The sequence below is a fragment of the Pedobacter sp. 22163 genome, assembly GCF_052045595.1.
Taxonomy (GTDB): Bacteria; Bacteroidota; Bacteroidia; order Sphingobacteriales; family Sphingobacteriaceae; genus Pedobacter.
In genome coordinates, this window is the sequence record NZ_JBQEPM010000002.1 from 862,054 (window position 1) to 880,061 (window position 18,008).

8 protein-coding genes are annotated in these 18,008 nt (G+C 43.4%); 6 read left to right on the forward strand and 2 right to left on the reverse strand.

The window, feature by feature from the left end; translation table 11 throughout:
• Positions 1-2 precede the first annotated feature (2 nt).
• The 5 genes from ACTJKN_RS08160 (at position 3) to ACTJKN_RS08180 (ending at position 13,770) form a co-directional block, all read left to right on the forward strand.
• The gene (locus tag ACTJKN_RS08160) at positions 3-1,658 is read left to right on the forward strand and encodes a RagB/SusD family nutrient uptake outer membrane protein (protein ID WP_440823923.1); all 1,656 of its coding nucleotides are present in this window, start codon (positions 3-5) and stop codon (positions 1,656-1,658) included.
• Between the two features lie 2 nt (positions 1,659-1,660).
• Positions 1,661-2,926: a glucuronyl esterase domain-containing protein gene (locus tag ACTJKN_RS08165; RefSeq protein ID WP_440823925.1), complete on the forward strand. Its 1,266-nt coding sequence runs from the start codon at positions 1,661-1,663 to the stop codon at positions 2,924-2,926.
• Positions 2,927-3,572: 646 nt separating this feature from the next.
• Positions 3,573-5,561, forward strand: a complete 1,989-nt coding sequence (locus tag ACTJKN_RS08170) for a DUF4832 domain-containing protein (protein WP_440823927.1) — start codon at positions 3,573-3,575, stop codon at positions 5,559-5,561.
• A 541-nt stretch (positions 5,562-6,102) separates the two neighbouring features.
• Positions 6,103-12,864 (forward strand): MBG domain-containing protein, encoded by a 6,762-nt coding sequence (locus ACTJKN_RS08175; protein ID WP_440823928.1) that lies wholly within the window; start codon positions 6,103-6,105, stop codon positions 12,862-12,864.
• A 21-nt stretch (positions 12,865-12,885) separates the two neighbouring features.
• Positions 12,886-13,770 (forward strand): PorP/SprF family type IX secretion system membrane protein, encoded by an 885-nt coding sequence (locus ACTJKN_RS08180; protein ID WP_440823930.1) that lies wholly within the window; start codon positions 12,886-12,888, stop codon positions 13,768-13,770.
• A gap of 331 nt (positions 13,771-14,101) precedes the next feature.
• On the opposite strand, the gene ACTJKN_RS08185 is transcribed toward ACTJKN_RS08180, so the two are convergent.
• Together ACTJKN_RS08185 and ACTJKN_RS08190 are read right to left on the reverse strand one after the other, a co-directional pair.
• Positions 14,102-14,806 carry a response regulator transcription factor gene (locus ACTJKN_RS08185; RefSeq protein WP_440823932.1) on the reverse strand — a complete coding sequence of 235 codons (705 nt, stop codon included), beginning with the start codon at positions 14,804-14,806 and terminating at the stop codon, positions 14,102-14,104.
• Positions 14,807-14,819: 13 nt separating this feature from the next.
• Complete coding sequence (locus tag ACTJKN_RS08190) at positions 14,820-16,253, reverse strand: sensor histidine kinase (protein ID WP_440823934.1); 1,434 nt, start codon at positions 16,251-16,253, stop codon at positions 14,820-14,822.
• Positions 16,254-16,488: 235 nt separating this feature from the next.
• Here ACTJKN_RS08190 and ACTJKN_RS08195 point away from each other — a divergent pair, with 235 nt between their 5' ends.
• The gene (locus ACTJKN_RS08195) at positions 16,489-17,898 is read left to right on the forward strand and encodes an alpha-L-fucosidase (protein ID WP_440823936.1); all 1,410 of its coding nucleotides are present in this window, start codon (positions 16,489-16,491) and stop codon (positions 17,896-17,898) included.
• The last annotated feature ends 110 nt before the right edge of the window (positions 17,899-18,008 follow it).

Here is an 18,008-nt window from a genome sequence, read left to right on the forward strand (position 1 = left end):
AGATGAAAAAGAAATTATATGGTATGTATATCCTTCTGGCAGTTTTGCTAACGGGCCTTGGCGCTTGTAAGGATGAATTTTTTGAACCTTCGTACAGTGAAGGCCCCGTAAGTGAAGAAGCAATCTGGAATACAGACAGGCGCGTGCGGGAGTATTTGAACAACGGATACAATTACATGCTGGCCAGATACAATGTTGACGGTTCGGGCGCATTAATGGCCAGCGGAAGTGATGAAGCCGTAAATTCAAATTTAAATAGTAACGTAAACGTTTTCAACAATGGTAACTGGAGCAGTTTAAGAACCTTCGATGAACAATACACCAATCTTTATACCGGACTGTGGGTGGTAAATACATTTCTGGAGCGTTCGCCCACGGCGGTTATCTTTCCGGCAAGCGATCTGCCCGCGTTAAGGGGAGAGGCCTTCTTTCTGAGGGCTTTATTCCATTATGAATTATTTAAGCGGTATGGCGGCATCGTGCTCGCCACGAGATCCTTTTCGCCGATAGAAGATCTGAACCTTCCACGAAATACTGTTGATGATGTGGTAAAACAGATTGTTAAAGATTGCGACTCGGCCATCAGCCAGATTCCGGCAGCTTCTACCAAAGATTGGGATGCGGCCAATTACGGCCGTGCTACAAAGGCTGCTGGAATGGCACTAAAAGCCAAAACGCTGTTGGTTTATGCAAGTCCGCTTTATAACCCGGGTAACGACCTACAGCGGTGGCAGAATGCTGCGAAAAGTGCAAAAGATTTAATTGATTTAAACAAGCACAGCTTGTTAAGTACGGCGTTATTCCCAAGCTTATGGGACTATACCACCACTGCTACTTCTTACAATAATGAGGTTATTTTTGCCACACCGGCAAGCAATACCAATACAATAGAGTCAAATAACGCACCCATTAGCTTCACCGGCGGTTTGGGAAGAACAAACCCTACACAGAACCTGGTGGATGCCTTTGAAATGACCAATGGTAAAGCCATAACAGATCCTACATCAGGTTATGATCCGCAAAATCCGTATGCCAACAGAGACCCACGTTTAAACCAGTTTATCGTGTATAATGGCGCAAATTTTAAAACGGGAAGTTTAACCCGTGCAGTAGAAACTTATGAAGGAGGGCGTGATAATGTTCCTTCCAATGTAAACAGTACAAAATCCGGTTATTACCTGCGTAAATTTCTAAGTGGCAATGCGACTTATAACATCACGGGTACCACAAGCGTAAGAAGGCCCTGGGTACTGTTTAGGTATGCAGAAATCTTATTGATCTATGCAGAAGCCTTAAATGAATTTGGAGGTCCGAATGCAGAAGTTTATAATGCCATAAACGCTGTGCGTACCCGCGCCGGAATGCCCGTGCTATCTGGGTTAACACAATCTCAAATGCGCGATCGCATTAAAAATGAGCGTCGTGTAGAATTATGTTTCGAAGAACAGCGTTTTTTTGATGTGAGGCGATGGAAGGATGGGGAAAGTAATTTTAACGGACCTGTTAAAGGAATAAAAATTACCAAGGTGGGTACTACGTTAGCTTATAGCCCTTTTGTAATTGAAAACCGAACCTTCACCAGTAAAAACTATTGGTATCCTTTTCAGCAGTCCGAAATCAATAAAGCAAATAAACTGATTCAAAATCCAGGGTATTAAGCATGATAAATAAATTAAAATGTGCTGCCCGTCAGGGCAGATTTATAATAACCGATTTGGTAAGAAAAACGCTGATTTTTTTGCTTGTGCTAATCCTATTTTCAGGTAGCGTATATGCGCAGAAAACGGATAAGTTTATGGGAGAAATTGTCAATTATGATGAAAGCACTGTTCCTGCCTACACCTTACCCGAAATACTGCTCACCACAAAAGGAGAAAGGGTGAAAAACACCTCAATTTGGGAGAAAAAGCGAAGACCTGAGCTTTTAGCCCTTTTTGAAGAACATGTTTATGGAAAAACGCCCGGCAGTTTTGATAGTTTAAAATTTATGGTAACCAATGAAAAATCTGATGCCATGCAGGGAAAGGCTCATTTGAAAGAGATAAAAATTACCGCCTGGAATAAAGGTAACTCGGTATCCTTTCCTGTGGTGCTCTTTATTCCCAACAAGCGGAACAAACCAGCTCCTGTATTTTTACTGATCAACAACCGGAGCAGCAGAAATACGGATCCAACAAGAGCAGAAAAGAGTGCTTTTTGGCCTGCAGAGCAAGTGATCGACAGCGGTTATGCTATCGCTGCTTTTCATCATGGAGATGTGGCTCCCGACCGTAAGGATAGCTATCAGAATGGTGTATTGGCACATTTATTTCCGGCAGAACTCGAAAAAGATAATGGAATGAAAGCAATCGGCGTTTGGGCCTGGGCAGCAAGCAGGGTAATGGATTACTTCAAAACCGATAAAGCAATCGATTTTAACAAAGTTGCGCTCGTAGGGCATTCGCGGGGTGGTAAAACGGCTTTATGGGCAGCCGCCCAGGATCAACGTTTTGCAATGGTGTTTAGCAGTTGCTCAGGCAGCACAGGCGCATCGCTTGCAAGGCGTAAATATGGCGAAACAATAAGCCTGATCAATAAACAGTTTGGTTATTGGTTTAACAATAATTACAAGAAATATAGCAACGATGTAAACAGCCTGCCGGTTGATCAGCATATGCTTATTGGTCTCATTGCTCCAAGGCCGGTGTATACCACCAATGCTACCGAAGATCGGTGGGCAGACCCTTATGGCTCGTTTTTGTCATTAGTGAATGCCAAGCCTGTTTATGATCTCTATGGTAAAAAAGTTGTCCTTTCTAAAGATATGCCCGTAGTGAACAGTCCCATAATTAGTTCGGCTATGGGTTACCATTTCAGGGAAGGAAAACACGACCTCAACATTTACGATTGGACAAATTTTATCCGCTTTGCCAAACTCCATTTTTAGTTATGCTATTGGATGGATGCTGTGGCAAGTCGCTATTTCACAATATGTTATGCTAGCATAACCTGAAAAGATTAGATTGGTTAGTTTTAGTTGACGGAGGAATGCTGCAAAGCGCCTCCGTTTTTTGTTTTCTGTTGATATGCCATGATTTACCGATATTTTTTTGAAGGCAAATCTCAGTTTTAATACCCTTCAGGGCAATTTTTTTGTTCTTGTACAAAATTGAACCATTTCCGTACAAAAACGAACCCTTTCGCGCCCTCTTGTCGTGTATTTTTATCACAACCAAATTATATTCTTATGAGCCAATAGCTTAAGTTCCCTTAACCCAGAGCAAGGTGAAATGGGAGGCTAAGTGTATTAAATGCGTCCAGATTGGATGCATTAAAAGATCTCTTTGCCTATCCTAATCAGTATAACACCGTATGCTGATCACCGATTTTTCAAGCCCCATTATTGTGATTCGAATAGCGGTTTGCCGGCAATCGCCCTTCGATTTATAATGTCTCTTTACGTCAATCCCTTATTTAGGTAGCAACTGGTGCGCATGTAATTTTAGCAGAGGCAAAAATTGCCCTCTGCTTTGAAGCATTGCTGCATTCAAATTTAAAGAATTTTTAAATCCAATAATTTAATGTTTATTACCATGAAAAAACTTAATTTAGAGAAAACCGGAAAGGTCGCTTTGCTGGCATTTTTATGCTTGCAAATGCTTTCGTGCACTAAAAGCAAGGATGAAGATCTTTTAGAAACCTTTAGCAACGGCGCGCAGAAAATGGCTGTTGTTGGTGCCGCCAATAATGTGCTGATCAGGCCGGTATACAACAGTACAGCTGTATTGCGCAATCCGTTAAATGGCTGGGTAATGTATGCAAAGCGTGATGCGCTGGATACCTACTGGGATAGTCAGTTTTATGTACCAGAATTGGGCAGAAACGTAAAGGCTATAGATTATGCGTCAGCCTGTTACATCCGTACAAGCTGGAGATCCCTTAATCCCAGCCCCGGCGTTTATGCCTGGAGAGACCTTAATTCACAAATTGGTAAATTAATTAATGGCGTTAAAACCAGGGGATTACCCATCGCATTCCGGATCGTTGTAGATGGGCGCGATCAGGGAGAAAATACGCCTGCTTTTGTATTTAACGCCGGAGCTGGATACTGGTTGTCAAATCCCGCCGCACCTACACAGAAAACCCCTTATCCTCAAGATCCGATATTCAGGCAGTATTATGCCACTTTTATTGAAGAACTGGCAAAAGACTTTAATGACCCCGTTCGTACTTCTTTTATCGATGCCTATGGTTTAGGCAAGTGGGGAGAAGCGCATAATACGGTATATGCAGCACCGGGTGTGTTAACGGCCGCACAAACAGAGACGGTAAAAGAAGAGACTTTAGACTGGATAATGGCCCTATATAACAGAACATTTACCAAGGTACCGTTGGTGATCAATTACCACAGGCTAATAGGTCATCCTACGAGTTGGGGGGCAGCAAACGCCAACAGTGACAGGTTACTGGTGAAAGCGATCAATCAAGGGTATAGCCTGAGGCATGATGCCTTTGGAATGACCGACTACTACCAAAGCTGGGAGAAAAACTTTGCCGCAACCTGGAAACATAAACGTCCGATTATTATGGAGGGAGGATGGATTGTGAGTGGTACCCATCGTTACTGGATCGACTCCAGTGGACAATATCGCGAAGGACACCCTGAGGATGTAAGGTTAGGCGAATTTAACAGGTCGGCCGAAGCTGCGGTAAACATGATGGATTTTAGGGTTGGAGAAACAACCTCCTGGTTTCAGACCAGCTTTCCCCTGGTACAACGTTTTAATGCAGAAGGAGGTTATCGGTTATATCCTGATGAGTTATCGTTACCAAACGCAATTGCCAATGGTGCAACGGCTACTTTAAGCCATCGCTGGAAAAACATGGGCTGGGGGTATTGCCCTAACAATATTCCTCAGTGGAACTATAAGTACAAAGTTGCCTTTGCTATTCTGGATACTGCAGGTGCGGTAAAAAAACTTTTTATTGATGAAAACGGTGATCCCTCTAAATGGCTGAAAGACAATTCTATCACTTACAATTTTACCACAACGGCAATCAATTTACCTCCTGGCAATTATAAATGGGTGGTAGCCATTGTCGATAAAACAAATTTGAATAAACCTGGTATTGCACTTGCTGTAACCGGCACCTTTAAAAATGGATGGCTGGAACTCGGTAATCTGCAGGTACAGGCAGAAGCGCCAATTGGCCAAACGGTAAAATTAAAAGGCCCCAACAATATGTTTGTATCCGGCGAAAATGGGGAAGCATCCATGAGATGTAATCGTGTGAGTGCTTCTGGCTGGGAAACCTTTGCCATTATAGACGCAGGCGGAGGAAAGGTCGCCCTGCGCAGCATGAATAAATATGTATCCTCAGAAAATGGAGCACTTACCGGGATAACCTGCAACCGAACAACGATCAGCGATTGGGAAAAGTTTGATTGGGTGGTTAATGCCAATGGAAAAATCTCACTTAAGGGGAATAACGGCAAATACATTTCTTCTGAAGGTGGACAATCGGTAATGAAATGTAACAGGGAAACCATTGCAGGCTGGGAGGCTTTTGCTTTGGAATAGGCGTAAATTACTTGTACGGAAGATTTCGCATTCTGGTCTTAGCATCTCGCTAAGACCAGGTGGTATCGTCGTCATCCGATAGCTATCGGATGCAGAAGGCTATTTCAGCCGACGAAGCAATCTTTGTAGCACTGATCGCTTGGCAGGAAAGATTGCTTCGTCGTTCCTCCTCGCAATGACGTTTTTTACTATTCTAGCCTTAGCATCTCGCTAAGACTTCCCATTCTTTGTTTAATAGTAAAAAAACAAAGTCTCGGAGAGAGACGCTAAGGCCAGGTGAGGATTGAAAATCCGTGTTTATCTGTGCCCATCTGTGGTTAAAAGGGCTTAATTTAATGACATTGTTGTTTCATCAAGTAACGCTTTTTGCTGTTATTTTAAGATTGTTGTATTGTATTATAAATATTACAACGCTACAATCTCTTTCCAGTCTGATATTTTGTTTATTTGCGTCATTTATTTGCCGATACGCTCTACTTCTTTAATAAACTGGCTACCTACAGCCGACCGAACATCTACATTTTAACCAAATATTACGCTCATGAGATTATTCAATCTATTGAAGGGTTCTTTACTGATCTTTTTAGTTTTTGGCCTGTCCCTGTTTTGCCATGCGCAGACCACCTATAATTTTAATGCAGGGGCAACAATAACAACGCCTCCGGGGTCTCCCTGGGCCACAGAAGCTGTTATTACTATTGCTGGGGTTAATTATAAACTTACCTCAGGAGGAAACGGAGGTTTTAGTATTAGTGCAACGGGCGGAAGCGGCAACTCTGCTTCTTTGTGGAAAACCGGTGCAGGAGGAGACACCTTCAGGCTGGAGCGCGCAGATGGACAGCCTTTTAATTTTTATTCAATGTATGTTAGGCACGAGGGCTATAATAGCTACAACGGCCTGTTCGGCATCGTTATACCGCCATGGTATATTGTAACCTACAATAAAGTTGCAGGAGCAGCCGAAACGGATCAGGATAATTCTCCCATAGTTGGAGGATCGAACGCAATTACCACTACAACCAATACTTTCACCAGAACATTGGCCGTAAACAGTGTTGATATATATTTTAAAGCAAATAATGGTTATTGGATCGATGATATAAGGGTTGGAATAGCTACCGGAACAGAAGTGGCCCCAACCGTTAGTACTACGGCAGCTACTACTATTCAGACGAATTCGGCGGTATTAGGTGGAAATGTAACAGCCGATGGAGGTGCCGCTGTAACCGAAAGAGGTATTGTATGGTCTACCACCGGCGTTCCTACGACCTCAAATAATAAAGTATCCAACGGTAACGGAACAGGTAGTTTCAGTGCCACAATTTCTTCCCTTCCGGCAGGTACCCTGATCAATTATAGGGCTTACGCAATTAATTCAGAAGGGACCAGTTATGGGGCCAACAGCCCATTTACCACTTTGGTACAGCCTACTATAACTTCAGCGGCTTACAATGTTGCGACTGGAGTATTGGCCGTAACAGGTACAGGCCTACAGGCTAAAGCAGGTGCTGCCAATGATGTCGATATTTCTACCTTAACCCTTACTGCTGAGGGCGGTAGTACTTATACGCTCACAAGTCCCGATGTGGAAATTACCAGTGCAACGACATTCAGCGTGACTTTGAATGCCACCGATAGAACGGCCTTGGGTATGATTATAAATAAGAATGGTACAACCTCTACAGGAGGTACTGTTTATAACCTGGCAGCAGCAAACGGCTGGATGGCCAACGTAAGTTTAAATGCAGATGCAACCAATGCGGTTACGGTGAGTGGGGTAGCCGTACCGACCATTACTTCTGCAACTTACAATGGAACAACAGGGGTGATGGTGGTGAGCGGAACTGGCTTTCTTATTAGAAGCGGTGCGCTCAACGATATTGATGTCACTAAGCTGACCGTTAAGGGTCAGGGCGGCGCTACCTATACCTTAACTTCGGGCGGTGTTGAAATTAATTCTGCACTGTCGTTTGCAATTGTATTGAATGCTGCCGATAAAGCTGCACTTATTCCTATTTTAAACAAGAATGGTCTTTCGGCACAGGATGGCAATATCTATAACCTGGCTGCTGCGGATGACTGGAACAGAGGCGCGGATCCGGCATTAACTACAGCAGATCAAACTGGAAATAGTATTCAGGCCACACTTCCAATTTCGCTTTTTCCAGTAACACTGCCAAACCCGGTATATGGGGCGGCTTACAGCCAGAACGTTACTGCTTCAGGCGGTACAGGGGTTTATACCTTTACGTTAAGTGCAGGCAGTCTGCCAGCGGGTATGTCCCTGAGCCCGGCGGGTATTCTTTCAGGAACTCCTTCACAGGCCGGAAACTTTAACTTTACTGTGCAGGCTGCCGATGGCAATTCGGTAACTGGCACACGCGCATATAACATACAGATTGCAGCACCAACAGTCGTACTTAGTCCGGTTACTTTGCCCGACCCTGTACTAGGGATGGCATATAGCCAGCAACTGTCTTCTACCGGGGGGATAGCTCCATACACCTATCTTGTTGGTGCAGGTGCACTGCCTGCAGGCCTGTCGCTCAGCAGCACAGGGCTTATCTCGGGAACGCCAACGGCCTCGGGTACCTTTAATTTTTCTATATTCTCCAGCGATATTTCTCCTTTTAATGGGGTAAGGGCCTATTCAGTTACTGTTGCACCGGCTGTGATCACCATCAGCCCTGCCACACTTCCTGATGCGGTTGTTGGATCGGCCTATAGCCAATCTCTGTCATCCACCGGGGGAGTATTACCTTATACTTATTCGATTACTGCCGGTGCGCTGCCTACAGGTATCACGCTCAGCACTGCTGGAGTACTGTCGGGAACTGCCACAGCAGCTGGAAGCTATTCCTTTACCGTAAAAAGTACAGATGCATCTTTGGGCAGTAAATCTCAGGCTTATAGCATTAATGTTGCTCAGGCCGATATTACAATAAGCCCTGCTACATTGCCTAATCCTACTTTGGGTGCCGCATATAGCCAAACCTTCTTATCTGTGGGCGGAACAGCACCTTATACTTATTCGATTACTGCCGGCGCGCTGCCTGCAGGTATCACGCTGAGTGCTGCAGGAGTATTGTCGGGAACGGCCACTGCACCAGGGAGCTATACCTTTACGGTAAAAAGTACTGATGCGTTTTCGAGCAATAAATCAGTATCATACACCATAGCGATATCGGCACTAACAATTTCTGCCCCTGCCAACTTTCCTGTGGGCTTAAGCACTACTTATGGGACGGCATCCGCTATAACTAGTGTCACTGTATCCGGTACCGGATTATTGGCAGGAATTACGGCCACTCCATCATCAACCACCAATTTTGAGGTGAGTGCCGATGGTACAACTTTCGGTCCTTCTGCCATCATCGGTAGTTCTGGTACGGTGTCCGGAACTGTATATGTAAGACTAAAAGCAACTGCATCTGCTGGTACAAATTTAGGAAATGTGATATTAACAAGTGCAGGTGCAAATAGTACTACGATAAACATACCCTCGAGTACAGTTTTAAAGGCAACATTAACTTATACTTCAAATGCGATATCAAAAGTTTATGGGGCAAGTGTTCCGGTTTTAACAGGAACAGTAACCGGCTTTGTGAATTCGGAAATTATAACAACCGCAACAGCCGGCACTATTAATTGGTCAAGCTCTGCTACAATAAGTAGTGCTGTGGGTTCGTATAATGTTAATGGTGGAGGACTAACTGCAGCAAACTATAATTTTGTACAGGCTGCAGCTAATGCCTCAGCTTTAACAGTTACACCAAAACCATTAACCGTATCGGCAACAGGGAATAATAAACTGTACGACGGGACTACAACTGCAACGGTAAGCCTGAGCGACGATCGTGTAGCGGGCGATGTATTTACCGAAAGTTACACAGGAGCTTCATTTGCATCGGCTGCTGTAGGAACAAATAAGCCGATAACGGTTACGGGCATTACCATTTCTGGTGGTGCATCGGGCAATTATACCTTAGGCAATGCAACCGCATCAACAACAGCAAACATTTCGGTTAGAACGATTACAATAAACCCAACTGTAAATTCGAAAATTTACGGAAACGTAGACCCTACACTAAACTTTACCGCTACACCAGCTTTAGCTACCGGTGATAGCTTTAGCGGATCACTTACCCGTGCAGCGGGAGAGAATATCGGTACTTATGCCATTACCCAAGGTACGCTTTCGGCTGGAAGCAATTATGCAATAACTTTTACCGCAGGAACAAATTTTACAATCAATAAAAGAGCAATTACGGTTACTGCTACTGCACAATCGAAAGGATACGGAAATGTTGATCCGGCCCTCACATTTACGCTTAGCGGATCCTTGGCCTTCGCCGATACCTTTAGCGGCAGTTTATCGCGCGCACCTGGAGAAAATGTGGGCAGCTATGCCATCACCCAGGGTACCTTGGCACTAAGCACTAATTATGCGATCACCTTTACTCCAGGAATAAATTTTACAATCAATCCAAGGGCGGTAACGGTTACAGCTACTGCACAATCTAAGGAATACGGTAGTGTTGATCCCTTCCTTACCTTTACGGTCGGCGGATCAGGCCTTGCCTTTGCCGATACCTTTAGCGGAAGCTTAAGCAGACTGCCAGGTGAAAATGCGGGTGATTATGCCATTACTCAAGGTACCCTTGCATTGAGCAGTAATTATGCTTTGAGCTATGTTGGTGCGGATTTTACCATCGGCAAGAAAACCATTACGGTAACCACGGTAGCCAAAAGCAAAAGTTATGGTGATGCCGATCCGGCGTTAACTTACACTTTCGCCCCAGCATTAGTTACGGGCGACAGCTTTAGCGGGTCACTTAGCCGTTCGGCAGGAGAAAACGTGGGCACCTATCCGATCGGTCAGGGCAGCCTGGCTTTAAATGCAAATTATAGCTTGAACTATGTAGGAGCTGATTTTGTGATCGCCAAGAAGATCATTACGGTAACTGCATCCGCCAAAAGTAAAGCCTATGGTGATGCCGATCCGGCACTGACCTATACTTTCATCCCGGCTTTGGTAGGTACTGATACTTTTACGGGAGCATTGAGCAGATTGCCGGGTGAAAATATTGGAAGCTATGCCATTAACCAGGGTACACTTACACTGAACAGCAATTATACCTTAAATTATGTCGGTGCAAATCTCACTGTTGGCAAAAAAACAATAACGGTAACAGCTGTTGCGACAAGTAAAATCCAGGGCGCTGCCGATCCTGTGCTGACCTATACTTTTACCCCAGCATTGCAAACAGGCGATAGTTTTACAGGATCCTTGAGCAGGACAGCTGGTGAAACCGCGGGTACCTATGCCATTACCCAGGGTACACTGGCATTGAACGGAAACTATATCCTGGCCTACACAGGAGCCAATCTGACCATTGAAGCGAAAACCGTAATAACGGTAACTGCGGTAGCGAAAAGCAAAAGCTATGGTGATGCAGATCCTGCATTAACCTATACTTTTACTCCGGCATTGCAAACAGGTGATAGTTTTACGGGATTCTTAAGCAGGGCGGTTGGTGAGAATGTTGGTACCTATGCAATTGGCCAGGGTACACTTGCCCTGGACGGGAAGTATATCCTAACTTACGTTGGTGCTGACCTGACCATTGGTAAAAAAACAATAACGGTGACAGCAGCAGCGAAAAACAAAACCTATGGTGATGCTGATCCAGCGTTGACCTATACTTTTGCTCCTGCATTGCAAACAGGTGATAGTTTTACGGGATCCTTAAGCAGAGCGGTTGGTGAGAATACTGGTACTTATGCTATCAATCAAGGTACACTTGTATTAAGTAGCAACTACAGCATAACATTTAGTAGTGCCGATTTAACTATCGGTAAGAAAACAGTCACGGTAACCGCGGCCGCTAAAAGCAAAATCTATGGTGATGCAGATCCGGCGCTGACCTATACTTTTGCCCCGGCCTTAGTAACTGGCGACAGCTTTAGTGGATCACTTAGCCGTTCGGCAGGCGAAAATGTGGGCACCTATCCGATCAATCAGGGCAACCTGGCTTTAAATGCAAACTATACCCTGAATTATACAGGAGCAAATTTGGTAATTGCTAAGAAAACCATTATGGTAACCGCGGCCGCTAAGAATAAAAGCTATGGTGATGCAGATCCGGCGTTGACCTATACTTTTGCACCGGCATTAGCGACGGGCGACAGCTTTAGCGGGTCACTTAGCCGTTCGGCAGGCGAAAATGTGGGCACCTATCCGATTAACCAGGGCAGCCTGGCTTTAAATGCAAATTATAGCTTGACTTATACGGGAGCCGATTTTGTCATCGCTAAGAAAACCATTACGGTAACTGCTGCTGCCAAGAGCAAAACTTACGGAGACACCGATCCGGCGCTGACCTATACTTTTAGCCCTTCGCTAGGGACAGGTGATGGTTTTACAGGTGCGCTGAGTCGCAGTTCAGGCGAAAATGTAGGTGTATATGCTATTGCCAGTACCTTGAGCGCGGGTGCTAATTACACTATAGACTTTAAAACAGCTGATCTGACGATTAATAAAGCAGTGCTAAGCGTAACTGCAGATGCAAAGCAGATGTGCCAGGGAGCCGATCTACCCGCATTTACCTTGAGCTACAACGGTTTTAAATTTTCTGACAATGCAAACAGTTTAAGTACAAGGCCATCGGTAAACAGCACCGGAAGCAGGTCTTCTGCAGCTGGAGATTATGTGCTTTCACCAGTTGGCGGCGTATCTGCCAATTATACTTTTAATTATATCAACGGCGTGCTTAAGATCAATCCCCTTCCGCTCATTGCTATCAATAGCAATAAGGGAACCAGCATCAGCAGGGGAGAAACTGCTATTCTTACCGCAACAGGGGCTGCAAGCTATGTGTGGTCGACTGCCAGTGGGATTATTACCGGACAAAATTCTGCCAGCCTTACCGTTAGGCCAAGAGAAACTACTACCTACACCGTTACCGCTACCAACGGAAGCGGATGCAGCCAGAGCCAGTCTATTACCATCACTGTCGCCGAGGATCTTTCAAAAATCAAGGCCAACAACATTCTTACCCCAAACAATGATGGCTTTAACGATAAGTGGGTAATCGAGAATATCGACTACTATCCGAACAATGAGGTTAAGGTATTTGATAAGGCAGGAAGGATCATTTATAGTAAAAAGGCATACGATAACAGCTGGGACGGAACAGTCAACGGAACGGCACTTTCAGAGGGTACCTATTATTATATTGTTGATTTCGGTACAGATAAGATGAGGGTAAAGGGTTTTATCACACTGGTAAGGGAAAATTAGTTAAATTAAAGAGAAGATCAAATGAAGACTTTATATAAAATATTGATGTTACTGGCAGTATGGATACCTGCAGTCAGTGTTCACGCACAGCTGAATCCGCTTTCCTCACAATATTATACCAACCGTTATGTGATCAATCCCGCATTTGCAGGTGCAAACAATGGCCTGCGCATAAACGGGGCCTACCGTAAACTTTGGGACAACGTTCCGGGCGCTCCCGTAACACAGAATCTCACCGCCGACTATGGTTTCAGTAAAGTTGGTATAGGATTGAACATGAGCAATGAAAGTGCAGGGCTACAGCGGCAGACCCGCATAGTGGGCAGTTATGCCTACCACCTGCCTTTAAACGCAAACAACCAGCAGCTTCATTTTGGCCTGTCGGTAGGTTTCATGAACCAGCGTCTTGAAAACGCAGATATTTATGGCAATCCGAACGACCCGATGGTGGGGCTTTACAATGACCGCAAAACCTATCTTGATGGGGATTTTGGTGTTGCCTATACTTCAGATAAACTGAGTATTGAGGGATCGTTGCCCAACCTGAAAAGCTTTTTCAAAAAAGATGTGATCAAGCTGGCCGATGTGGCCACTTTTTATACGGCCATAAGTTATAAGATTACGCTGAGTGAAGGAATGGAGGGGATAGAGGTTGAACCAAAAGTAGCCTACCGCGGGGTGAGAGGGTTCGATAATATCTTTGATCTGAGTGCACAGGCCTGGATTGCAAACAAACAGGTGTTTTTGATGGGGGTATACCATAGCAGTGAAAATGCCACCTTCGGCATTGGTGTAGACTTTAAAAGAAAATACCTGATCAGTGGGATGTACACCACACAGACCTCGGCTTTAAGTGCCTATACAAACGGCAGTTTTGAGCTGAATCTCCGGTTGAGCGTGTTGTAGGATTTTTGCAGAAGGATAATCTTGGGTATTGAAAGCATGAAGGAAATGGTCGTATCAATACCCTCATAATACCAGGTGAACAGATTGACAACCCCGATGTACTTTACTGTTGTCGGGGTTGTTTTTTAGTGTGCGGCAGAATAAACGGGCATGCGTTGTAGGCTGGGCGCCACTCATCTTTTTAACCGTTATTACAGTCGAGAAAATGATTAACAGAAGATCAAGTAAATGTTAATTTTATTACTTTCGGGAATAACTACGCTATTTTTACATGGGATAGTGAGCATCTTTAAAGATCAGCTACCTAACTTTGCTAGTAATAAATGTGCTATTATTTAACTTTTAGAATGTAGCCCAGGCCATATACGTTTTCTATGCTAACATGGTCTGAGGCCTTGAAGAGCCGTCTTAGCCTTGAAATAAAAACTTCAAGGCTTTTTCCATTAAAGTAATCATCGTTTCCCCATAATGCCAATAAAATATCTTTCTTTTTTACTACCTGATTAATATTGCCAGCCAAATGGTCTAATACTTCCGATTCTCTAACGGTTAAGGAAACTTCTTTGCTGTCGGGCATTCGCAGAAACAGCTGATCCTTTTGGTACCTGATGTCGCCGATGTTGATAAACCCTGAACCGGATGGGAACTGCACGTTTGGAGCGCTGGAAAACTTGTTGATGATATTTCCTATTCTAAGCACCAGTTCCTCAATTTCGAATGGCTTTGAAATATAATCTATTGCACCAATCTTGAGGCCGCGAAGACGGTCCTGTTTTTCGTTATGTGCCGTTAGAAAGAAAAAAGGTTGATTAGAGTTGATCATCACCATCTCTGAGGCCAGGTCAAAGCCATTCATATCTGGTAGCTGTACATCCACAATAACCAATTTGTTATCAAGCTGGTTTGCGCTATAATATGCCAATGCTTCCGAAGCAGTTTTGAACCATAGCACACTGAATCCCCTCAATTTCAGGTATTCCGAAATTACATTGCCCAGGTCTATTTCATCTTCAATTATTACGATATCATAACTCATAAAATTCTTTAGATTAATGATTTGTACCAATTATGGTCTGCTCCGCAGGGATATGAATCAGAAATTCGGTCCCTTTTCCCAATGTTGTTCTTACATTGATTTCCCAGCCATGAATATCAATACATTGTTTAACGTAATATAAGCCCAGCCCCAGGCCCGAAACGGTATTGTCTTTGCCCGCACGGAAAAACTTATCGAATATCTTTTCTTTCATTGCGTCTTCAATTCCTTTTCCATTATCTTTAATATGGATGGTATATCCGCCAATATGCTCGGTAATAAAGAGCACAGTCATTTTTATATCGCTATGATTGTGCTTAAAGGAGTTGTCGAGGATGTTTTGCAACATGGTGGTAAACACAAAAGGATCAACCATGATCATTATTTCCGAACCATGGGGATCAAAAGTAAGACTATTTGGCTCTTGGACTTTTATTTTATAATCGTTAACCAAAGTAAGAATGGCATAATTAAGATCTGTTTCCTCCAGGTTAATGTTGCTGTTGATTTCCGAAATTTCCAGCATCTGGTTAATGTGGGAGTGAAGTCGCCGTGCCTGTCTCTCTACAATATTTACGAGTGCATTTACGCGTGTCCTGTCATTGAGCACCTCATCTTCGTGCAGGCTTTTGCTTGCCACTAATATAGTTGTAATGGGGGTGTTAAATTCATGTTTAATACTGTTTAGGAAATCAGATTTAATATCTGTTTCTTTTTTCTGCCGCATCCAGCTGATATAGGTATAATAATTAATGCCCACAATAATAATGATGCAAAGCGCAACCAATAAAAATGTGGGCAGCATTTGAAAAGCAACTTTTAAAGTACGGCCCGGAGGATCGGCAAAAAGATTAAAGGTAACTCTGTAATCGTACACCAGTTTGCCACTAACAGAAAGGTTGGTTACCCTGTTCTGAACGTTAGGATCAGTCAATGTGCCATCAATGATGACTCCGAACGGTGTTTTTTGAGATGTTTTGAACAATGTATCGGTACTGGTATCAAATATGGGAATGTTGCCGATGTTGGGATCGAAGTTAATCTCAATTGACTGGAAAGTGAGCAGATATTGAAGATTGGAATCTAACCCATTCCTTTTAACGATCGAGCGGAAAACACTGTCCATAGTGCTTTCTTTTTGCAGGTCTTTTAACAATGTGTTGCTAACACTTTGTGAACGTTTAACAAATTCTTTCTTGTTGCTTAAGTATGCTTGTTTAAGCGCGGGCATATTTCTCGAGAGGATCGAATCGATAATCTTTCCGCCGCCCTTATAAACTTTGTCTTCGGATATACTGCGCCCATATTCATCGTTAATCAGCGTTTTTTCTTTTAAACTATAATCCCTGTCCCGCAGAACGTAAGAATTATAGGTTAACCTGAGCTGTACCAGAAGCAATATCAGAAAACTGACCAATACTACTGACTTATATATACGATCTTTCATTTTATCCTTTAAAAATAGCCGTATTATTTCATAAATACCATAACGTTAAGCTTTTGTTAGGTTTCTGTTACGTTTTCGTTCGACAAATTACCTCGATGTTGGATGTAGATTTGGATAACGGAAAGCAGATCGCAATAAAACCAGATCAATGTTGAATGATTGGGTTTGATAAGTGATTGTAATCCAATAAGTCTTTTAAATAAATAACACCAATCACATAACAAAAAAAAGAGAAATGACCTTTAAAAGGATTTTATTATTATTGCTTATCGTTTCGGGAACGACATCTATTTATCCGGCAATGGCCCAGCAAAAATCGGCCAATAAACCACTGACTGAACTTCAACAGGATTTTGTTGACCTTGGGTTGGGCATGTTTATCCACTATGGGATGCCAACTTTTATGGATCAGGACTGGTCTGATCCTGATGCCGACCTTTCATTGTTCCAATCGCCAAAATTGGATGCAGACCAGTGGGCAAAAGCCGCAAAATCTGCTAACATGACCTATGGTTGCCTTACCACTAAACACCACAGTGGTTTCCCGATCTGGAATACCAAAACTACAGCGTATAACGTAATGAACACGCCGCTAAAGCGCGATGTAGTTAAGGAATATGCAGATGCTTTCCGCAAAAACGGATTAAAGGTAATGTTGTATTATTCCATATTGGATACCCACCATGGCATCCGCCCAAACCAGATTACACCAGATAACGTTAAAATGATCAAAGATCAGATTACCGAACTGCTCACCAATTATGGCGAGATCACAGCACTGATTATCGATGGATGGGACGCGCCATGGTCGAGGATTTCTTATGATCAGGTGCCTTTTGAAGATATCTATTACCTAATTAAATCATTACAGCCAAACTGTTTGGTGATGGATTTAAATGCAGCAAAATATCCTACACAGGCGCTATTTTATACCGATATCAAATCTTATGAGCAGGGCGCAGGGCAGTTTATTTCTAAAGAGAACAACAAACTTCCGGCACTTGCCTGTCTTCCCCTGCAGGCCAACTGGTTCTGGAAAACATCTTTTCCTACCACTCCGGTAAAAAACGTACCTGAACTGGTGAACAAATTCATCATTCCTTACAACGGTGCCTATTGCAATTTTATTCTCAATGTAGCGCCCGGTAAAAATGGTTTAATAGACGATAATGCTTTGGCAGCACTTAAAGAAATGGGCCAGATTTATAAAAAATCTACAGATCTTCCACGTATTCCTGCGCACGCTGCACCGATTATTTCGAGCAACATCGCCAAGCATGTAAAAAGTAACAGCAGCTGGAGTGATGATATGAATATCATGGATTTTGCCAATGATGATGATTTCGGTTCGAGCTGGTCATCCAATCACACCGTAAAATCGCCATGGTATGAACTGAATTTCGAAAAAGCTGTTCCCTGTAACATGGTGGTACTAACCGCTGGCAATAACAGAAAAGCTACCTACAGTTTACAGTATTATGCAAATGGTAAATGGAATGCTTTAGCTGCAAAAAATGAGGGAGAGAAAAAGGTGAGTATTTTTAGATTCGAGCGCATCTGGTGTGAAAAAATAAAGGTAACCATTACAGGCTTCGATAGCCCGCCCGCTATTGCAGAACTAGGGGTGTTTAACGAAAGAAAATAATGTGTTAGCCGGATCATTTTTGGCCCGGCTAATTTATTAACCGCTCTTGTTTGACAGATACAGATGGAAATTGACTACTCCAAATGATACGGATAAACATTTTTTGAAAT